This window comes from Kineococcus terrestris, from assembly GCF_041020755.1.
Lineage (GTDB): Bacteria > Actinomycetota > Actinomycetes > Actinomycetales > Kineococcaceae > Kineococcus > Kineococcus terrestris.
The window spans coordinates 108,487-128,392 of sequence record NZ_JBEUEI010000001.1 but is presented as its reverse complement, the minus strand read 5'-3'; the positions used below and the strand labels follow the sequence as shown (position 1 = coordinate 128,392).

Sequence of the window (19,906 nt, the reverse complement as noted above, 5' to 3'; positions counted from 1 at the left end):
GCGGTGATCATGGATGGCTGAGGTCTCACGCATCCATGATCACGGCGAGGGGAATGCGATGATCATGGATGGGTGAGCGCTCACCCGTCCATGATCACCGTGGTCTCGCGGGGTTCCCCAGCAAGATCACGGAGGGGGGAGGGGTGGCAGAGCCCCGACGAGGTGGGGGGACGCCGGGAGCGCGGGTGCGGGGAGGGCGGGGGGTCAGGCGGGGCGGCGCAGGACGAGGTGCCGCAGGTCCTCGGCGGTCTGGCGCAGGTGCTCCTCCATCGCGCGCCGGGCGGCGTCGGGGTCGCCGGCGCGCACCGCCGCCAGCACGGCCTCGTGCGCGGCGAGCGCGTTGACCTGCACCTGCGGCACCGCCGACGTCTGCTCCCGGCGCTCGCGCAGCACCCGCCCCAGCGGCTCGAACAGCACGGCGACGAACACGTTGCCGGTGGCGCGCAGCAGGACGTCGTGGAAGGCGACGTCGCTGCGCGCGAAGGCCTCCGGGTCGCCGGCGGCGTGCGCGGCGCGCATCCGCTCCAGCAGGCCGGCCAGCTCGGCCAGGTCGTCCTCGTCGCGCCGCTGCGCGGCCAGGCCGGCCGCGCCGACCTCCAGCAGGCGGCGCACCTCCAGCAGCTGCACCGCCGCGGACTCGTCGCCGGCGCCGGCGGAGGTGGCGCGCAGCACCGCGTCCAGGCCCGTCCAGCGGGCCACCGGCTCCACGTAGGTGCCGACCCCGGGCGCGGCGCGGACGACGTGCTGCGCCTGCAGGGTCTTCAGCGCCTCGCGCAGCGTGACGCGGCTGACGCCGTAGCGGGCGCACAGCTCCGCCTCCGACGGCAGCAGCGAGCCCACGGGCACCGCCCCGCGCACGACCTCGTCGAGCAGGGCCTCGGCGACCTCGCTGACCAACGACCTGCGCGGCACCCGGCCCCCTCGACCCCTCGGCTCCTGCTCGTCGCGGGCGGGACCGCCGCGGCGGCTGCCGAGTCTAGGCCGACCGGGTCGGCGCGGGACCTCAGGCGGCGGCGCGGCGGGCCAGGCCGGCCAGCGACCAGGAGCGCTTGCGCGGCGCGGGCACGGCCTCGGCGACGGGGGCGGGCGCGACCTCGGCGACGGGGGCGGCGGGGGCCGGCGCCGGCTTCGGCGCGGGCAGCGGGGTGCGGCGGTCGGCGTAGGCCTCGGCGGCCAGGACGGACATGATGCTGATGCCGGAACCGTTGCGGTACACGGGGACTCCTCTCCACGGGCCGGGGCTCGTCCCCTGCGCTGCAGAGGGGTTCGGGCCGCGCCGGGCGCCGCTGGAGCGCCGGGCGCCAGGACCACCCGCTCGCCCGGGAACTCGCGTCCGGCCGCCACGGCGCGTCCCGGCCGTCCTCCCGCCGCCGCAGCGCGGGCGGGTGGCGCGCACCCCGGACGGCGCACGCGGCACCCCGAGCGGTCGCTCGGCGTGGTCGACCCGTCACCGGTTCGGCGCCGCTGCACACGGGCGGGCGGTTGTCGAACCGGGTCCCGGTCGCGGGGACGGTCCCGTCTCAGCGGCCTCTCAGCGCCCGTGGGGCAGGGTCCCCCCGGTGCCCGCCGCAGCCCGCGGCGGACGCGGACGAGCCAGGGGGAGGCCCGTGTGACGGTGGAGGGTGTCCGGCCGCGGCCGGGACGGGAGAGCACGGGGAGGGCCGCCGGCACGGGCGGCCACGGGCGCGAGTTCCACCCGGACGTGGAGGGCCTGCGCGCCGTCGCGCTGTTCCTGGTGTTCCTGTCCGCGGCGGGCGTGCCGCTGCTGAGCGGCGGCGTGATCGGCGTCGACGCGTTCTTCGTCATCTCCGGGTTCCTCATCACCGGGCTGCTCGTGCGCGAGGTCGAGCGCACCGGCACCGTCTCGCTGGCGCGCTTCTACGCGCGCCGCGCGCGGCGCATCATCCCCAGCGCCGCGTTCGTGCTCACCGCGACCCTGGCCGCCGTCCTCGTGCTCGCGCCCGGGACGGCCCGCGCCCTCGCGCAGGACGTCGTCGCCGCCTGCCTGCAGGTGGCGAACTGGTGGCTGCTGGCGGGCGACCTCGAGGAGCTGTCCGCGCGGGCGGCGGCCAGCCCGCTCAAGCACTACTGGACGCTGGCGGTGGAGGAGCAGTTCTACGTCCTGTGGCCGCTGCTGGTCATCGCCGTCACGGCGCTGGCCCGCCGGCGCGGGTGGTCCCTGCGGCGCAGCCTGTTCGGGGCGCTGCTCGGTCTGTCGGCGGTGTCCCTGGCGGTGTCCGCGCTCGTCACCCCGGCCGCGGAGCTGCTCGGCTACCTGGGCACCGGCTCGCGCGCCTGGCAGTTCGGCGCGGGCGGTCTGCTGGCCCTGGCCGCCCCCCGCGTCGTGGCGGCCTGCCGGGAGCCGCGGGTCCGCCGCGCCGTCGTCGCGGGCGGCTGGGCGGGGGCCCTGGCGCTGGGCACCTCGGCGCTGTGGGTGGTCTCGCTGCCGTACCCGGGCACGGTGGCGCTCGTGCCGACCCTGGGCGCCGTCGCGGTCATCGCCGCCGGCTGCGCGGGCACCGGTCGCGGCACCGTCGGCGGCGTCCTGTCGCACCCGGTGCTGCGGTTCTGCGGGCGGCTGTCCTACGTCTGGTACCTGTGGCACCTGCCGGTGATCCACCTGGCCCACGAGGCCGGCGTCCCCGACGGCTGGCGCGTCGACCTCGTCCTCGCGGTCCTGTCCGGCCTGCCCGCGCTGGCGACCATGCTGCTCGTCGAGCGCCCGCTGCGCTTCTCCCCGCTGGTGGCCCGCTCGGACCGGCGCGGCCTGCTCACCGGCCTGGTGGCCACCGCCGTGCCGCTGACGCTGGCGGCCGCCGTCCTGGTGACCGGCTGAGAGCCGGACCGGGTGCGCCACCGGCCGCCCGGCACACTGGCCGGGTGCCCGAGCGCCCCTCCCCGCGCCGCGCCTGGCGCGCCGCGGGCGTGCAGGTGCGCTCCGCCGTCGCCGCCACCGTCCTGCTCGGCGTGCTCGTGCTGGCCGGCAGCGGCCTGGGCCTGCTCGTGCTGCGCGACTCCCTGCACGAGGCCGTCGAGGCCTCCGGGTCGGTGCAGGCGCGCCTGGTGCGCCTGAGCGTCACCGGCGAGCTGCTGCGCGCCGGGCCCGAGCGCAGCGACGACGACGCCCGCGAGGCCCTGGACCGCGCCGTCGGCGCCGACGACGACCGCGGCTCGCTCATCCAGGTCGTGCGCCAGGACGACGTCGTCGTCGCCGCCAGCCGCGACGTCGCCGGTCTCGGCCCCCTCAGCGACGCCCGGCCCCGGGTGGCCACCGTCACCCAGGAGCGCGGCGACGTGCCCGGGCTGGACGGGCGGTGGTTCACCACGACGCTGGGCGCCTCCGCCGACGACGAGTACTACCGCGTCGTCGTCGTGCAGCGCGGCACGGCCGCGGAGGCCACGCTGCGCACCGCCAGCGCGATCCTCGCCGTCGCCACCCCCGGCCTCCTGCTGGCCGTCGCCGCCGCCACGTGGGTGTTCGTCGGGCGCAGCCTGCGGCCCGTGGAGGCCATCCGCCGCACCGTGGAGGGCATCGGCGCCGGTCACCTCGACGGGCGCGTGCCCGTCCCCGACGGCCGCGACGCCGTCGCCCGGCTGGCCGAGACGATGAACGCGATGCTGGCGCGGCTGGAGGCCTCCCAGCGCGCGCAGCGGCGGTTCGTCGCCGACGCCAGCCACGAGCTGCGCAGCCCCGTGGCGACCCTGCGCGCCGCGGCCGAGGTGTGGGCCGAGCACCCCGGCACCTCCTCCCCCGAGGAGTTCGCGGCCCTCGTGGCGGACGAGAGCGCCCGCCTGGAGCACCTCGTGGCCGACCTGCTCGTCCTGGCGCGCGCCGACGAGGGCCGGCTGGCCAGCGTCCGCGGCGACGTCGACCTCGACGAGCTCGTGGGCGCCGAGGCGGCCCGGCTGCGCGCCACCACCGCCCTGGCGGTGCGGGTGGCGGCCGCCCCCGCGCGCGTGCACGGCGACGCCGCCCAGCTGGCGCGCGTGCTGCGCAACCTCACCGACAACGCCGCCCGGCACGCGCGCGGCGCCGTCGCGCTGGGCGTGCGCGAGCGGGACGGCGCCGCCGTGCTGGAGGTCGCCGACGACGGGCCCGGCGTGCCGGCCGCCGAGCGCGGCCGCGTCTTCGGCCGGTTCGTGCGCCTGGAGGAGGCGCGCGGGCGCGGCAGCGGCGGCACCGGCCTGGGCCTGGCGATCGTCGCCGAGCTCGTCGCCGCCCACGGCGGCACCGTCGAGGTGGCCGACGCCCCCGGCGGCGGCGCGCTGTTCCGCGTGCGGCTGCCCGTCCCGCCCACCGGCTCGCCCGCGGACGCGGCTCAGCCCCCGTCGGCGGCCAGCCGGTAGCCGTGCCCGCGCACGGTCCGCAGCGCCTGCCGGCCGAACGGCGCGTCGACCTTGCGGCGCAGGTAGCCGACGTAGACCTCCACGACGTTCGGGTCCGGCTGCACCAGCGGGTCCCACACGGCCTCCAGCAGCGCCTGCTTGCTGAGGACCTCGTCGGGGTGGTGCAGGAAGTGGTGCAGCAGGGCGAACTCGCGCGCCGTCAGCGGCACCTCCACGTCCCCGCGCGCCACCCGCCGCGTCGAGGGGTCCAGCGTCAGGTCGCCCGCGGACAGCACCGCCGGGCGGGCCGGCGCCCCCCGCCGCAGCAGCGCGTGCACGCGCGCCACGAGGACGCGGAACGCGAACGGCTTGCGCAGGAAGTCGTCGGCGCCCAGGTCGAACGCGTCGGTCTCGTCGTACTCGCCGTCCTTGGCGGTCAGGACCAGCACGGGCGTCCACACCCCGGCCGAGCGCAGGTCGCGGCACACCTCGTAGCCGTTGCGGCCGGGCAGCATGAGGTCCAGGACGAGCACGTCGTAGTCCTGCTCGCGCGCGCGCCGGAACCCCTCCAGGCCGTCGTGGGCGACGTCCACGGAGAAACCCTCGGCGACCAGCCCGCGCCGCACCGTCTCGGCCAGGCGCACCTCGTCCTCGACCAGCAGGACCCTCACCGACGCACCCCCGTCCGCGCACCGCGCTCCGCCGCCCGAGCCTCGCACGGCGCCGGCGCCGGGGGCGCGCCCGGGCGGCCAGGACCGCCCGCCCGCACCGCCGCGGGCACGGGCGGTGGCCCCTGCTCGACGGTCGGCGACCGTTCCCGGCCCGCTGCGCGACCGTCACCGGATGGTGATCCGGATCGGGCCGTTCCGAGTGGCCGAGGTCACGTCGCGCCCCTACCGTCTCGGCAGGAAGCGATCACCACGAAAGGACACGACCGTGCTGGGCACCATCATCGGACTCCTCGTCATCGGCCTCGTCGCCGGGTTCCTCGCCCGCGCGATCGTCCCCGGCAAGCAGTCCATGGGCATCGGCGGGACGATCCTGCTCGGTGTCGTGGGCTCGTTCATCGGCGGTTTCCTCGGCCGGGTCCTGTTCGGCAGCGGCGACAGCTTCGTGCAGCCGTCCAGCTGGATCGGCTCGATCATCGGCGCGATCATCGCGCTGCTGATCTGGACCCGCGTCGGCGGCCGCAGCCGCACCCGCGCCTGACACCCCGAGGCGCACGACCCGTCCGCTGAGCGCGGGCGGGGACCGAGCACCCGTCCGGCCGCGGCCGCCCCTCAGCGCAGCAGGTTCGCGCTCGAGACGGTGGTCGCGGCCAGGACGAGGTGCTCGAACCGCTTCTGGTCCAGGCGCTTGGCCACCCACCGGCCGGTGAACGCCCCGGCCACCACGGCGGGCAGCAGCAGCAGGTCCAGCCGCAGCGAGTCCAGCGTGATGAGCCCCAGGCCCACGCTGAACGGCAGCTTGAACACGTTGACGATGAAGAAGAACCAGGCGCCGGTGCCGAGGAAGGCCATGACGCCGAAACCCATCGTCAGCAGGTAGATCGACATCGCGGCACCGCCCGCGTTGGCGACCATCGTGGTGAAACCGGCGACGAAGCCGAAGAACACCCCGACGGCGATCCGGCGCCCCCGCGAGGCCGGCACGACGTCCCCCGCGCGCCGCTGCCGGAACACCCGCACGTAGTGGATCACCACGAGGGCCAGCAGCACCCCGCCGATGGAGCGGCGCATCACGGTGTCGCTGACGGCGTCCACGAACGCCACCCCGACGAGCACCCCGACGGCCACCGACGGGAACAGCCGCAGCAGCAGCCCCCAGTCGGCGTGCCGGCGGTACACCGCCAGCGCGAACAGGTCGCCGACGATGAGCAGCGGCAGGATCGTGCCCGTCGACTCCTTCGCCGGCAGGACCGCCGCGAACACCGCGACCGCGATGGAGGCGGCACCGCCCAGGCAGGTCTTGGCGAACCCGACGACGAGCGCGGCCAGCAGCAGGGCGACGAACCCGGTCGTCGTCACGTCCACGCGGCGGCCCCCGCCCGGTCGTGGCGGCTGCGGGGGGACGGGGGTGGGGCGTGGCGCACCCCGCGAGCGTAGGGGGCGCGAGGATGGGCTCCGTGCGGCTGCCCGACCCGACGCGACCCGGCGTGCTGCACCTGGACCTGGACGCCTTCTTCGCCGCCGTCGAGCAGCGCGACAAGCCGTCCCTGCGCGGCAAGCCCGTCGTCGTCGGCGGCACGGGCGGGCGCGGGGTCGTGGCCACCGCCTCCTACGAGGCGCGCGTGCACGGCGTCGGGTCCGCGCAGCCGATGGGGCAGGCGCGGCGGCTGAGCCCGCACGCGGCGTTCCTGGCGGGCCGGTTCGAGGCCTACCGCGCCGTGTCGGCGCAGGTGATGGCGATCGCGCGGGAGCTGTCGCCGCTGGTGGAGCCGGTGTCCCTGGACGAGGCGTACGTGGACGTCGGTGCGGTCCTGCCCGGCGTGGACGCCGCGGCCGTCGCGGAGGTGGGCGCCGCGCTGCGCGCGCGGGTGCGGGCGGCGACGGGGCTGACGGTGTCGGTGGGGGCCGGCGCCAGCAAGTTCGTCGCCAAGATCGCCTCGGACGCCCGCAAGCCCGACGGGCTGGTCGTCGTCCCGCCGGCCGAGCAGGCCGCGTGGCTGGCGCCGCTGAGCGTGCGCGTGGTGCCGGGGGTGGGGGCGGTGACCGCCGAGCGGCTGGCGCGCAGCGGCGTGCGCACCGTGGCCGACCTGGCCGCCGCTGACGAGGGCGACCTGGTCCGGCTGCTGGGCCGCGCGCACGGCACGTCGCTGCGGGCGCTGGCCCGCGGGCACGACCCGCGCCCGGTCGTGCCCGAGCGGGAGGCGAAGTCGGTGTCGGCGGAGGAGACGTTCCCCGTCGACCTCACCGACCGCCGGGAGCTGATCGAGCGGGCGCGGCGGACCGCCGCCCGGGTCGCCTCCCGGCTGCTGGCGGACGGGCTGTCCGGGCGCACCGTCACCGTCAAGGTGCGCCGCTTCGACTTCACGACGGTCAGCCGCTCGCGCACCCTCACCCACGCCACCTCCTCGGCCCGCGAGATCGGCGGGCACGCCGCGGACCTGCTGGCGGGGGTGGACGTGGCCGACGGCGTGCGGCTGCTGGGGGTGGGCGTGTCGGGGCTGAGCGAGTACGCGCAGGCGGACCTGCTGGCCGACCTGCTGCCGCCGCCGGGGGAGCCGGAGGAGCAGGAGGTGCTGGGCGAGCCGGAGGGGCCGGGGGACGGTGCCGAGGACGTGCCCGCGCCGGAGCCGGCGGGCGAGCCGGTGTGGCGGCCCGGGCAGGACGTCGTCCACGACGAGCACGGGCCCGGGTGGGTGCAGGGCTCGGGGGTGGGGCGGGTCACCGTGCGCTTCGAGGGCCCGCACACGCCCGTCGGCCGGGTGCGCACCTTCCGCGTCGGCGACCCGGCCCTGCGGCCCGGCCCGCCCCCCGTGTGGGACCCGGATCGTGACTCGCCGAGGTGAACGTGTTGCGCTCCGTGGGTGAACTCCCAGCGCGGTCACAGCTGCGGGTGGCACCCTCGGTGACCGGGTCGGGCGCGGGGGGCGCCCGGCCCGCGTCCCGACCGCGCGGCCGGGACGCCGGGACGACGCGGTGGGGGGACGGGCATGGGTGCGGGCACCAGGGCCGGCAGCGGGTACGAGGTCGAGCGGATCACCGTCGACGACGTCAGCGACGCGCTGCGCGCCGAGTGGTACGGCCTCCTCGGGCGCCAGGGCGCGCCCGCGAACCCGTTCAGCTCGCCGCTGTGGGTCGAGCACCACTACCGCACGGCCGTGCCCGACCGGGCGCAGCAGCACCTGCTGCTCGTGCGCGACGGCGCCGGCCGCCTGGCCGGGGTGGCGCCCTTCCACGAGCAGGTCGTGGGCCCGGCCCGCCTGCCGCTGGGCCGGCGCCTCGTCCTGGCCGGCTACGGCCGCCCCGGCCCGCTGGAGCTGCCGCAGGTCCTCGCGCCCGTCGACCCGCGCGGCGTCCACCAGGCCGTCGTGCGCGCCACCCGCGACGTGCCGGGCGTGGACTGGGCGGAGCTGTCGATGGCCCGCGACGACGCCTGGTTCGAGCCGGCCTGGGTGGAGGAGACCACCGCCGCGGCCCCGCACTCCGCCCACCGGGCCGCGCGCGCCTGCGTCGTGCTGCCGCTGGAGGGCGGCTGGGACCAGGTGCGCGCCGGTTTCAAGCGCAACCTCAAGGAGAGCCTGCGCCGCAGCCGCAACCGGCTGACCCGCACGGGCCGCGACTGGAGCGTGCGCGTGCTGGAGGGCGCCGAGGTCGACGACGCCGCCGTGCAGCGGCTGTTCCGCCTGCACGCGGCGCGCGCCGGGTTCGGCGGCAGCACCTCCACCCACCCCGACGCCTACGCCGACCCGGCGGTGCGCGAGCCGCTGCGGGCGCTGCTGCCGCGGCTGGCGGGGGCCAAGGAGGCCAGCCTGACCGAGCTCGTCGTGGACGGCGACGTCGTCGCCTCCCAGCTGGCTCTGCACGCGCCCGGCACGGCGTACGTGCACTCCTCCGGCCTGGACCCGGCGTACTGGGAGTTCTCGGCCGTCACGCTGCTGCAGGCGGCGGTGGTCCAGGCCGCCGCCGAGCGCGGGGACGCGTTCGTGAACTTCTCGCCCGGCCCGAACGTGGCGAAGATGCGCTGGAGCGAGCGCGTGCACGTGCAGGACGACGTCGCGTACGCGACCGGCTCGCGCGCCTCGGCGGTGCGCTACGCGGCGTTCTCCCAGCTGGCCGCCCTCAAGCAGGTGCGGCACGCCGTGGCGGTGGCGCGCGCCAACAGCCCGCGCCCGGCGCCCGGCGCGCCGTCCTGATCCTGTCGCTGCCGGCGGCGAGCCCGCTGGCGCTGACACCGCTGCGCCGGTTCCTCGCCGCCCACGCCGTGCCCGGGCTGGAGCGGCACGACCCGGTCACCGGTGAGCACGCCCGGCTGGTGCCCGGGGCCGGCGGGCCGGTGGCGGTGAGCGTCCGGCTGGGCGGGGAGGGGCCGGCCGGCGCCGTCGAGGTGGAGGTCGCCGACGGGCCGGACCCGGCGGGGGTGGCGGCGCGGGTCGCCCGCTGGCTGGACCTGGACGCGGACACCCGCGCGCCCGAGGCCGCGCTGGCCAGGGACGAGCTGCTCGGCCCGCTGGTGCGGGCCCGTCCCGGCCTGCGGGTGCCGCGCGCCGTCGACGGCGCCGAGACCGCGCTGCTGACCGTCCTGGGCCAGCAGGTGTCGCTGGCGGCCGCCCGCACGTTCGCCGGCCGGCTCGTCGCCGCCCACGGCCGGCCCGGTCCGGGCGGGCTGCGCGCCTTCCCCGAGCCGGCCGTCCTGGCGGCCGCGGGGCCCGAGGCGCTGCGCGCGGTCACCGGTGTCACCGGCGCGCGCGCCCGCACCCTGCACGCCCTGGCCGCTGCCCTGGCCGACGGCCTGGAGCTGGACGCCGCCGACCGCGCCGGCACGCGCGCGGCCCTGCTGGCGCTGCCGGGCGTCGGGCCGTGGACGGCCGACTACGTCGCGCTGCGCGTGCTCGGCGACGACGACGTGTTCCTCGACGGCGACCTGGTGGCCCGCCGCGCGGTGGGCGACCTGCCCGCCGCGCAGGTGCGCCGGCGGGCCGCGGCGTGGTCGCCGTGGCGCAGCTACGCCCTGCTGCACCTGTGGACGGGCGCGGTCTTCGCCTGATGCTCGCCGCGGCCACCGGCGGTGGTCGCGGACCGTCGCCACCGGTGTCGGTAGCGTGATCGCGTGGACGGGACCGTGGTCGTGACGGGTGGCAGCCGGGGCATCGGCGCGGCGGTCGTGCGGGCGCTGGCCGCCCGCGGCACGCCGGTCTGCTTCAGCTACGCCACCCACCGCGAGGCCGCCGAGTCCGTCGTCGCGCAGGCCGAGGAGCTGGGCACGACCGCCGTCGCGGTGCGCGCCGACGTCGCCGAGGAGGCCGACGTGCGCCGGCTGTTCGCCGCCGCCGACCGCCTCGGCCCGCTCGCGGGCCTGGTGAACAACGCCGGGCAGGTCGCCGCGCAGTCGCCCGTCGTGGACCTGGAGCCGGCGCGGATCCGCCGCCTGCTCGACGTCAACGTCCTCGGCGCGTTCCTGTGCGCGCAGGAGGCCGTGCGCCGCCTCGTGCCGGCCGGCGGCGGGACGGTCGTCAACGTGTCCTCGCGCGCGGCCGTGCTGGGCGGGGCGGGCGAGTACGTCGACTACGCCGCGTCCAAGGCCGCGGTCGACGCCCTGACGGTGGGGCTGGCGAAGGAGGTCGGGCCGGCCGGGGTGCGGGTGGTCGGGGTGCGCCCGGGGCTGATCCGCACCGACATCCACGCCGTCGCGGGGGAGCCGGGCCGGGTGGAGCGGCTGGCCCCCACGGTCCCGCTGGGCCGCGGCGGCGAGGCCGACGAGGTCGCCGAGGCCGTCGTCTGGCTGCTGTCGGAGGCCGCCTCCTACGTCACCGGCACGACCCTCGACGTCTCCGGCGGCCGCTGAACCCCGCGACCTCCGGCCGCCCTCACCCCCCGACCCCCTGTGATCTTGCAGGGTCTCCCAGCGAGATCACGGTGATCATGGATGGGTGAACGGCCCACCGTCCATGATCACGATGGGGGAGGGTGACCGGGCGGGGACGGCCGGGGGTGCGGGGGTGGCGGGATCAGCCGCGGACGAGGCCCCGCACACCGCCGCCGACGAGCGTGGCGACGTTCAGCATGGAGTTCGGCAGCGCCGGCCCGCCGGGGGCGGCGACGTAGCAGGTCCGCCACTCGGGCAGGAAGCCCTGCTTGAACGCCCGCAGGCCCTTGAAGTTGTAGAACTGCTCGCCGTGCGTCCACAGCAGGTGGCCGATCCGGTCCCAGAACGGGGCGGTGGCGTCGGTGCGCAGCCCCGACAGCGGGGCCATGCCGAGGTTGAACGCGGTGAAACCCCGCTCCTTCGCCCACAGCACCGCCTCCACGAACAGGAACGTCATGACGGTGCCGGGGCCGTCGGGCAGCCGCCGCATGAGGTCGACCTGCACCTCGCGCGCGTCCGCGCTGGTCCACAGCGTGGCGAACGCGACGACGCGCTCCTGCTGGCGCACCACGACCAGCGGGAACCGCCGGACGTAGTCCTCGTCGAAGGCGCCGAGGGAGAACCGCTTCTCCTTGCCGCTGCGCCGCTCCAGCCAGGCGTCCGAGACCTCCCGCAGCGCGGGCAGCAGCGGTTCCACGTCCTGCGGCGCGACGAACTCCACGGACATCCCCAGCCGCACCGACTTGTTGCGGCAGTTGCGCAGGTTCACCCGGGCCTTGCCGGTGAGGGTGAACCCCTCCAGGTCGACGACGGCCTCCTCCCCGAGCTTGGCCAGGCTCAGCCCGCACCGGCGGTACAGCTCGGCGTGCTCGGCGCGCACGTTGTAGAACACCGGCCGCCCGCCGTGCCGGTCCACCTCCTCCACGAACCCGAGGACGAGCTCGGGCACCTCGTCGGGGTCGCCGACGGGGTCGCCCATGACGACCCAGCTGCGTCCCTCGACCTGGTACATGAGGAAGGCGTCGCCGCCCGGGCTGACGTGGAAGCGCTTGTCGCCCGTGAACGCCAGCTGCGCCAGGCACGGGCCCGAGCGGGCGACGATGTCGCTGACGAGGGCCATCTGGTCCTCGTCCACGGTGTGCGGGGCCAGCGCCCGGGACCGGTGCACCCACCGCACCAGGAGGACGACCCCGACCGCGCCGGCCACCACGAGCAGCCGGTCGAGCGCCGAGGCCCCGTCGGCGAACGGCGCCGCCAGCAGCGGGACGTCCGCCGGGCTGCCGGAGCGGCTGGACTCCTGCCACCAGACCGCCGCGCCCAGCAGGACGGTCGCGGCGCCGGCCAGGACGAGGCTGCGCGGCCGCACGCACAGCGTGCCGCGGTGGAACGCCGGGCGGGCCGGTACGAGCAGCAGCGACAGCCCGCCGGTCACGACGGCCAGCACCAGGTCGCCGTGGGCGGCGGCGACGAGGGTGACCCCGGCCAGCAGGGCGACCGCGGCCGCCCAGGCGGCCTTCAGCCGGCGGTGCAGGCCGCGGGCCGTCAGCAGGGTGGCCAGCCCGGCCAGGCTGATGGTGACGGCCGACAGGTCCAGGGACCACGGCCCGGGCAGGTCGCCGACGAGGAGCGTGAAGACGCCCGCCCCGGCCGCGGCCAGCGCCAGGACGGAGGGGGTCAGCACCGAGGGGGTGAGCACCGGGGGTCTCGTCGCCGCGGGGGCGGGCGTCGTGCGCTCGCGCCCGGCCGCGGCGGCCTGCCGGGCCTCGTGGACGACGAGCAGCACGGCGGCCAGCGCCAGGGGCAGGACGAAGTAGGCCAGCCGGTAGGCGACCAGCGCGACCGCGAGGGCCGCGGGCGGGGTCGTCGGCCCGAGCAGCACGACGAGCGTCGCCTCGAAGACGCCCAGGCCGCCGGGGACGTTGCTCACCAGGCCCGCGACGGTGGCGATCGCGAACGCCACGGCGAACGGCAGGAACGCCGGCCGGTCCCCGGCGGGCAGCAGCACGTGCAGGACGGCCGCCATCGTCAGCCACTCCACCGTGGACAGCGCGACCTGCGCGAGCGCCAGCGCGGGCGCGGGCCTGTCGATCCGCCACCCGCGCAGGCCGATCGGCCGGCGACCGGCGAACGCCCACAGCAGGTACCCGGCGACCGCGGTCAGCAGCGCGCCCCCGAGGGCGGCGACCGCGGGCGCGGGCAGCCGCAGGGCCGCGCCGACCCCCGCGGGGTCGTGGACCGTCCCGCCGCCGGCCAGCACCGCCACGCCCAGGACCAGGGTGACGAGGTTGAAGCCGATGATCCGGGTGATGGCGAACCCGGGGACCCGCCAGGTGGAGTAGACCCGCGCGCGCAGCGCGGCCCCCACCACGGCCGAGGCGCCGAGGTTGTTGCCGAAGGCGGTGGCGATGAACGAGGCCAGGCCGTAGCGGCGGTACGGCAGGCGGTGCTCGACGTAGCGCAGCGCCAGCGCGTCGTACCCGGTCATCGCCAGGTAGGACAGCGCGGTCGCGCCCAGCGCGGCGGCGACCGTCCCCGGTCCCAGCGCGAGCAGGTCCGCGCCGAGCCGCTCCCAGGACAGGTCCCGGAAGGTGCGGTGCAGCAGGACGGCGGCGGCGGCGAGGAGACCCACCACCAGCGCCGGTGCGAGGGCTCGGCGCAGCGGGCCGGGCGACGGCCTGGACGGGGAGCTCACGCATCAGCAGTCGGCGGATCGGCGGTCGTCCTTGACGGGGCCGCCCGCGGTGGGACCTCCCACCCCCACCGTGATCTTGCAGGGAGACCCAGCAAGATCACGGTGATCATGGATGGGTGAACGGTCGACCATCCATGATCACGGCGAGGGTTGGGCGGGGCGGGTCGGGCGGGGCGGGTTCCGGACGAGGTGCCGGGGAGCACCGCGGCGGCGCGGCGGCGCGGGGGTCGGTCAGCGGGCCAGCAGGTCGGGGCTGGCCAGGACGAGGTCGCGGAAGGCGGCGGCCACCCGGGGCAGGGGCGCGTCGCGGTGGACCAGGCCCAGGGTGCGCGAGCGCGTCGGGCCGCTCAGCGGGCGCTCGACGACCCCCGCGGCGTCCGCGCCGCCGGGCGCCGGCGGCAGCACCGCCACGCCCAGGCCCGCGGCGACCAGCCCGCGCACGGTGCCCGCGTCCTCGCCCTCGAAGGCGACGGCGGGCGCGATCCCGGCCTCGGCGAACATCGCCTCGGCCGTCTCGCGCAGCCCGTAGCCGGGCTCGAACAGGACGAACGGCTCGCCGCCCGCGTCGCGCAGCGCCACCGCCGGCGAGCGCGCCAGCCGGTGCCCGGGCGGCAGGGCGAGCACGAGCGGCTGCTCGACGAGGGCGTGCGCGCGCAGCCCGGCGCGCCCGGGCAGCGGCGAGGTCAGGACGAGGTCCAGCTCCCCGGCGGTCAGGGCGTCCAGCAGCGCGCCGGCCGCGCCCTGCACGAGGGAGAAGCGGGCGCCCGGGTGCGCGGTGCGGAAGGCGCGCACGAGCGCGGGCACGGCCGCGGGGCCGAGGGTGTGCAGGAACCCCAGCGCGACGCGGCCGGTGCCGGGGGCGTCCTCCTCGCGCACCCGCCGCACGCCCTCGTCCAGCTCCGCGAGCGCCCGCCGCGCCGCCGCGGCCAGCTGCCGCCCCGCGCGGGTCAGCCGGACGCCGCGGCCCTCGGCGACGACGAGCGGCACCCCGACGGCCTCCTGCACGCGGGCCAGCGCCCGGCTGGTGGTCGGCTGGCCGAGGCCCAGCTCGGCCGCGGCGCGGGTGACGTGCTCGTGGTCGGCGACGGCCACCAGGACCCGCAGGGGCCCGGCGAGCGCGCGCAGGACGTCGGCGGTGGAGTCGTCCACACCGCCATCGAAGCATGAGTCCGAACCGACAGATGCATTGGACGCATGGGAGGCGCGTCCCTACCGTCGCCCGGGTGGACACCGCAGCGCCCGGGACGGGCCACCCGCGCGGCAGCCGCGGCTACCGGCGCGCCGTCCTGGCCCTGTCCGCCGCGGGCGTGGCGACCTTCGCGCAGCTGTACTCCGCGCAGGCCGTCCTGCCGGCCCTGGCCGCCGAGCTGGGCGGCACCGCCGCGCACGCGGCGCTGTCGGTGTCGGTGGCCACCGGGGCGCTCGCGGTGTCCGTCGTGGGCTGGAGCGCCCTGGCCGACCGCACCGGGCGGGTGCCCGCCATGGCCGCCTCGCTGCTGGTGGCGACCGCCGTCGGCCTGGCGGTGCCGCTGGCCGGCGACCTGGCGCAGCTGCTGGTGCTGCGGGCCCTGCAGGGCGCCGCCCTCGGCGGGCTGCCCGCCGTGGCGATGGCCTACCTGGCCGAGGAGCTGCGCGGGCGCGACGTGGCGCCCGCCGCGGCCGCCTACGTCGCCGGGACGTCGCTGGGCGGGCTGTCCGGGCGCCTGGTCTCCAGCGCCGTGGCCGACCTGGCCGGCTGGCGCTGGGGCGTGGCCGCCGTCGCGCTGCTGGCCGCCGCCGCCACCGCCGTCTTCGCCGCCCTCGTCCCGCGCGCCCGCGGGTTCGCGCGCCGCCGCCGCGACGACGGCGGTCCGCCGCTGGCCCACCGCGTGCGCGCGGCCCTGGCCGCCCCGGGCCTGCTGGCCCTCTACGCGCAGGCGCTGCTGCTCATGGGCGGGTTCGTCACCGTCTACAACTACCTGGCCTTCCGGCTGCTGGAACCGCCGTACGCGCTGTCGCAGACGCTCGTGGGGTCGCTGTTCGTCGTCTACCTGGCCGGGACGTGGAGCTCGGCGGCCGCCGGCCGGTGGGCGGCGCGCGCCGGCCGGCTGCGGGTGCTCGCGGTCGCCGTGGCGCTGTTCGCGGCCGGCACCGCCCTGACGGCCACGGCGCCGCTGCCGCTGGTGGTGGCCGGGCTCGTCGTCCTGACGGCCGGGTTCTTCGCCGCCCACGCCGTGGCCAGCGGCTGGGTGGGCGCGCTGGCCCCGCCGGGCGCGCGGGCGCAGGCCTCGGCCCTCTACACGTTCGGCTACTACGCCGGCTCGGGCCTGCTGGGCTGGCTGGGCGGGTACGCGTTCACCGCGGGCGGCTGGCCGGCGGTCGTCGCGGCCGTCGTCGCCTGCGCGCTGCTCGCCCTCGTGCTGGCCCTGCTCGCCCTGCGGGGCACCGGCGGCGTCCCCGACGCGAGGCGCCCGCGGCGCGCACGGGCGAGCATGGGCGCGTGAGCGCGCGCGAGCTGGACCGCCTGCAGGACCTCGTCGCCGCCGGGGGCGTGGCCGTCCTCGCCGGCGCGGGCCTGTCCACCGACTCCGGCATCCCCGACTACCGCGGCCCCAACGGCTCGCTGCAGCGGCACACCCCGATGACGTACCAGGAGTTCACCGGCTCCGCCGAGGCCCGCCGCCGGTACTGGGGCCGCAGCCACGTCGGCTGGGAGCACTTCCGCCGCGCCGAGCCCAACAGCGGCCACCGGGCCGTCGCCGCGCTCGGCGCCGCCGGGCTCGTCACCGGCACGATCACCCAGAACGTCGACGGGCTCGACCTGGCCGCCGGCTGCCGCGGCGTCGTGGAGCTGCACGGCAACCTCGACCGGGTCGTGTGCCTGTCGTGCGGCGAGGTGACCTCCCGCGCCGAGCTCGCCGTGCGGCTGACGGCCGCCAACCCCGGGTTCGGCGTCCGCGTCCAGGAGCTGCGCGCCCTGAACCCCGACGGCGACGCCGACCTCAGCGCCGAGCAGCTGGAGGGCTTCCGCACCGTCCCCTGCCGCCGCTGCGGCGCCGACGCCCTCAAGGCCGACGTCGTCTTCTTCGGCGAGACCGTCCCGAAGGACCGCGTCGAGGCGTCGTTCGCGCTCGTCGACGCCGCCGACGCCCTCCTCGTCGTCGGCTCCTCCCTGACCGTCATGTCCGGGTACCGGTTCGTCCTGCACGCCGCCAGGCGCGGCACCCCCGTCGCCGTCGTCAACGCCGGGCCCACCCGCGGCGACGCCAAGGCCGACGTCCGCGTCGACGCCCCCCTCGGCGAGGTCCTGCCGCGCCTGGCCGCGGCGCTAGCACCCGCCGGCTGATCCGGGCGCCCGGGCCAGCGGTGGCAGGATGCGCCGCACGAGCAGCGAGGAGGCGCGCGTGGACCTGGTCCTGGGTGTGGACGTCGGCACCGGCAGCAGCAAGGGGGTCCTCGCCACCCTCGACGGCCGCGTCGTGCACCGCGCGTCCGTGCCCCACCGCACCGAGTTCCCCCGCCCCGGCTGGGTCGAGCACGACGCCGACGGCGTCTGGTGGCACGACCTCGTCGTCCTCGCCCGCGAGCTGACCGGGCGGATCGTCGAGACGGGCGACCGCGTCGTGGCCGTGTGCGCCTCCGGCATCGGGCCCACCGTCCTGCTGGCCGACGCCGACGGCCGCCCCCTGCGCCCGGCCGTCCTGTACGGCGTCGACACCCGCGCGGTGGCCGAGGCCGCCGAGCTGGAGGAGCGCTACGGGCGCGAGGACCTGCTGGAGCGCTGCGGGTCCGTCATGTCCTCCCAGGCCGCCGGCGCCAAGCTGGAGTGGCTGCGCCGGCACGAGCCGGAGGTGTTCTCCCGCGCCCGGTACTTCTTCATGTCGAACTCCTACCTGGCGTTCCGGCTGACCGGCGAGTACGTCCTCGACCACCACTCCGCCAGCCAGACCACGCCCCTGTACGACCGGCACACGCGGACGTGGATCGAGGACCGCTGCGCGGAGGTCGCCCCCGGCCTGCCGGTGCCCCGGCTGGTGGACCCGTCCGGGCGGGTCGGCGCCGTCACCCGAGACGCCGCCCGCGAGACGGGGATCCCCGAGGGCACGCCCGTGGCCGCCGGCACCGTCGACGCGTGGGCGGAGGCCGAGAGCGTCGACGTCGGCGAACCCGGCGACCTCATGGTCATGTACGGCTCCACGACGTTCTTCGTCGCCGTCACCGACGGCCCGCGCACCCACCCGGCGCTGTGGGGCACGGCCGGGGTGCGGCCGGGGCAGTCGACGTTCGGGGCGGGCATGGCCAGCTCCGGCAGCGCCGCGGAGTGGTGGCGCACCACGATCGGCTCGCCCGACGTCGCCGAGCTCGTCGAGCGCGCCGCGCAGGTGCCCGCCGGGTCCCACGGGCTGCTCGCCCTGCCGTACTTCGCCGGCGAGCGCACCCCCTTCGCCGACCCCGACGCCCGCGGCGCCCTCCTCGGCCTGACGCTGCGCACCACGCCCGCCGAGGTGCACCGGGCGCTGCTGGAGGCCACCGCGTACGGCGTGCGGCACAACGTGGAGGCGCTCGCGGCCGCCGGCGCGGACGTGCGCCGCGTCGTCGCCGTCGGCGGCGGGACCGGCTCGGCGCTGTGGCCGCAGATCGTCAGCGACGTCACGGGGCTGGAGCAGGAGGTGCCGGCCGTGCGCATCGGCGCCTCGTTCGGGGACGCCAAGCTCGCGGCCGTGGCGATCGGCGCGGTCGACGTCGACGCGCGCTGGAACGCCGTGGAGTCGGTGACGCGGCCGCACCCGGACGAGGCGGAGGTGTACGCGCAGCTGTACCCGGCCTACCGGGAGCTGCACGAGCGCACCGCGGACCTGCAGCACCGGCTCACCGCGCTGGAGCGGGGGACGCGCCGGTGAGGCCCGTGCGCCTCGCGCTGGCCGGTGCCGGGTACCGCGCCGGCATGCACCTGCGGGTGGCCGCCCGGCTGCCGGAGCTCTTCGAGGTGAGCGGGGTGCTGGCCCGCGGACCGGCCGCGGTGCAGCGCGTCGCGCCGTTCGGGGTCCGCGTGCACGACGGCCTGGAGGACCTGCTGGCCGACCGCCCGGACGTGGTGGTGACCGCGCTGCCCGCGGGCGAGAACGAGCGCCTGGTCGCCGAGGCCGTCGCCGCGGGCGCCCACGTGCTGTCCGAGACGCCACCGGCCGCCGACCTGGACGGCCTGCGGCGGCTGTGGGACGCGGTCGGCGCGTCCGGGCGCGTGCACGTGGCCGAGCAGTACCCGTCGGTGCCCTTCAACGCCGCCCGCCGCGCGCTCGTCGAGCGCGGCCTGCTCGGCGAGGTGACCAGCGTGCAGGTCTCCTCCACCCAGCACCACCACGCGGCGGCCCTCGTGCGCGACCTGCTGGGCCGCCCGACGGGGCCGGTCGAGGTGCGGGCCGTGGAGCTGACCGCGCCGCTGGCCGACCCGGTCGGCCGGGCCGGCTGGTCCGGGGACGCCACCCCGCGGCCGCTGGCCACGACGATCGCCGTGCTCGACCTCGGCGACGGCCGCCACGGCCTGTACGACTTCACCGAGACCCAGACCCGCAACCCGCTGCGCGCCCGGCGCACCGTCGTGCGCGGGACGCTGGGTGAGGTCGTCGACGAGCGCGTGGTGCGGCTGGTCGACCCGCGCACCGTCGTGGAGTCGGCGCTGGTGCGCCGCCAGACCGGCTGGCACCAGGACGTCGAGGGCTTCGCGCTGCAGCACGTGTCCCTGGACGGCGAGGTGCTGTGGCGCAACCCGTTCGCGCCCGCCCGGCTCAACGACGAGGAGGTCGCCGTGGCGACGGTGCTGCGCAGCGCGGGCGAGCACGCCCGGGGTGGAGGACCGGGCCCGTACCCGCTGGCGCAGGGGGCGCAGGACCACCTGCTCGGCCTGGCGATCCGCGAGGCCGCGGCGACCGGGCGGCCCGTGCGCACCGCGCGCGAGGCCTGGAGCTGACAGCCGGCCTGCGCGACCGGCGCGACACGCCGGTGTCCACGGCGCGCGGGACGGCGTGTCGCCGTGCACGTGCAGGCCGGCTGTCAGCGGCGGCGGGGACCGGCGCGGCGGCGGTCCGGCCGCCGGAGGGTCCCGCCGGGTGACGGTGGTTCCCGCCGGGGCCCGCGTGGCGGACACTCGAGGCATGTCACCCCGTGCGAGCGTCCCCCGCCGTCACCTGCCGACCAGCCCGTTCCAGCCGGCGCCGCCCGCCCCGCGCAGCGAGGAGTTCGCCCCCGGTGACCGCGTGACCCACGACCGCCACGGCATGGGGACCGTCGTCTCCGTCGAGGTGGACGACTGGTGCACCGTGCGCTTCTCCTCCGGGGAGCTGCGCCGGGTCCCCGGGCTCTCGCTCGGCAAGCTCTGAGCCC

The 19,906-nt window shown here is 77.8% G+C and carries 18 protein-coding genes; 12 read left to right on the top strand and 6 right to left on the bottom strand.

The annotated features are described in order from the left end of the window. Positions 1–204 precede the first annotated feature (204 nt). Both AB8M62_RS00610 and AB8M62_RS00605 read right to left on the bottom strand, forming a co-directional pair. Positions 205–912, bottom strand: coding sequence for a FadR/GntR family transcriptional regulator (locus AB8M62_RS00610; protein ID WP_369053165.1), 708 nt, complete (start codon positions 910–912; stop codon positions 205–207). A gap of 91 nt (positions 913–1,003) precedes the next feature. Beyond that, positions 1,004–1,216: a hypothetical protein gene (locus AB8M62_RS00605; RefSeq protein ID WP_369053166.1), complete on the bottom strand. Its 213-nt coding sequence runs from the start codon at positions 1,214–1,216 to the stop codon at positions 1,004–1,006. Between the two features lie 393 nt (positions 1,217–1,609). Between AB8M62_RS00605 and AB8M62_RS00600 the strand changes: the two genes are divergently transcribed. Beyond that, entirely contained in the window at positions 1,610–2,836 is a 1,227-nt protein-coding gene (locus AB8M62_RS00600; protein ID WP_369053167.1) for an acyltransferase family protein, read from the top strand. A 44-nt stretch (positions 2,837–2,880) separates the two neighbouring features. Then, positions 2,881–4,347, top strand: a complete 1,467-nt coding sequence (locus AB8M62_RS00595; RefSeq protein ID WP_369068299.1) for a sensor histidine kinase — start codon at positions 2,881–2,883, stop codon at positions 4,345–4,347. Here AB8M62_RS00595 and AB8M62_RS00590 read toward each other — a convergent pair. Next, positions 4,320–4,997, bottom strand: a complete 678-nt coding sequence (locus AB8M62_RS00590; protein ID WP_369053170.1) for a response regulator transcription factor — start codon at positions 4,995–4,997, stop codon at positions 4,320–4,322. The two genes, AB8M62_RS00595 and AB8M62_RS00590, sit on opposite strands and share 28 nt — an antisense overlap. A gap of 265 nt (positions 4,998–5,262) precedes the next feature. Here AB8M62_RS00590 and AB8M62_RS00585 point away from each other — a divergent pair, with 265 nt between their 5' ends. Further along, positions 5,263–5,535 carry a GlsB/YeaQ/YmgE family stress response membrane protein gene (locus tag AB8M62_RS00585; RefSeq protein ID WP_369053172.1) on the top strand — a complete coding sequence of 91 codons (273 nt, stop codon included), beginning with the start codon at positions 5,263–5,265 and terminating at the stop codon, positions 5,533–5,535. 71 nt (positions 5,536–5,606) lie between these two features. Here AB8M62_RS00585 and AB8M62_RS00580 read toward each other — a convergent pair whose 3' ends face one another. Then, a complete protein-coding gene (locus AB8M62_RS00580; RefSeq protein ID WP_369053175.1) occupies positions 5,607–6,359 on the bottom strand; it encodes a sulfite exporter TauE/SafE family protein in 753 nt (250 codons plus the stop codon). An 83-nt stretch (positions 6,360–6,442) separates the two neighbouring features. On the opposite strand from AB8M62_RS00580, the gene AB8M62_RS00575 reads away from it, so the two are divergent. From AB8M62_RS00575 to AB8M62_RS00560, 4 genes are all read left to right on the top strand, one after another. Further along, on the top strand, positions 6,443–7,837 hold the full coding sequence (locus tag AB8M62_RS00575; protein ID WP_373694816.1) for a DNA polymerase IV: 1,395 nt from the start codon (positions 6,443–6,445) through the stop codon (positions 7,835–7,837). A gap of 144 nt (positions 7,838–7,981) precedes the next feature. Then, the gene (locus AB8M62_RS00570; protein ID WP_369068298.1) at positions 7,982–9,184 is read left to right on the top strand and encodes a GNAT family N-acetyltransferase; all 1,203 of its coding nucleotides are present in this window, start codon (positions 7,982–7,984) and stop codon (positions 9,182–9,184) included. Beyond that, on the top strand, positions 9,181–10,035 hold the full coding sequence (locus AB8M62_RS00565; RefSeq protein ID WP_373694821.1) for a DNA-3-methyladenine glycosylase family protein: 855 nt from the start codon (positions 9,181–9,183) through the stop codon (positions 10,033–10,035). Before AB8M62_RS00570 ends, AB8M62_RS00565 begins: the two co-directional genes overlap by 4 nt. A gap of 63 nt (positions 10,036–10,098) precedes the next feature. Continuing rightward, positions 10,099–10,833 carry an SDR family oxidoreductase gene (locus AB8M62_RS00560; RefSeq protein ID WP_369053181.1) on the top strand — a complete coding sequence of 245 codons (735 nt, stop codon included), beginning with the start codon at positions 10,099–10,101 and terminating at the stop codon, positions 10,831–10,833. 163 nt (positions 10,834–10,996) lie between these two features. Here the strand turns inward: AB8M62_RS00560 and mprF are convergent, their stop codons facing one another. After that, on the bottom strand, positions 10,997–13,546 hold the full coding sequence (gene mprF / locus AB8M62_RS00555; protein WP_369068297.1) for a bifunctional lysylphosphatidylglycerol flippase/synthetase MprF: 2,550 nt from the start codon (positions 13,544–13,546) through the stop codon (positions 10,997–10,999). A 231-nt stretch (positions 13,547–13,777) separates the two neighbouring features. Then, positions 13,778–14,695: a LysR family transcriptional regulator gene (locus tag AB8M62_RS00550; protein WP_369068296.1), complete on the bottom strand. Its 918-nt coding sequence runs from the start codon at positions 14,693–14,695 to the stop codon at positions 13,778–13,780. A 74-nt stretch (positions 14,696–14,769) separates the two neighbouring features. Here AB8M62_RS00550 and AB8M62_RS00545 point away from each other — a divergent pair, with 74 nt between their 5' ends. From AB8M62_RS00545 to AB8M62_RS00525, 5 genes are all read left to right on the top strand, one after another. Continuing rightward, a complete protein-coding gene (locus tag AB8M62_RS00545) occupies positions 14,770–16,029 on the top strand; it encodes an MFS transporter (protein WP_369068295.1) in 1,260 nt (419 codons plus the stop codon). Continuing rightward, entirely contained in the window at positions 16,026–16,871 is an 846-nt protein-coding gene (locus AB8M62_RS00540; protein ID WP_369053190.1) for an NAD-dependent protein deacetylase, read from the top strand. Before AB8M62_RS00545 ends, AB8M62_RS00540 begins: the two co-directional genes overlap by 4 nt. Before the next feature lie 28 nt (positions 16,872–16,899). Next, positions 16,900–18,426: an FGGY-family carbohydrate kinase gene (locus tag AB8M62_RS00535; protein WP_444881712.1), complete on the top strand. Its 1,527-nt coding sequence runs from the start codon at positions 16,900–16,902 to the stop codon at positions 18,424–18,426. Then, positions 18,423–19,493: a Gfo/Idh/MocA family protein gene (locus AB8M62_RS00530; RefSeq protein WP_369053194.1), complete on the top strand. Its 1,071-nt coding sequence runs from the start codon at positions 18,423–18,425 to the stop codon at positions 19,491–19,493. The genes AB8M62_RS00535 and AB8M62_RS00530 overlap by 4 nt, the downstream gene beginning before the upstream one ends. Positions 19,494–19,677: 184 nt before the next feature. Next, positions 19,678–19,902 (top strand): hypothetical protein, encoded by a 225-nt coding sequence (locus AB8M62_RS00525; protein ID WP_369053196.1) that lies wholly within the window; start codon positions 19,678–19,680, stop codon positions 19,900–19,902. Positions 19,903–19,906 lie beyond the last annotated feature (4 nt).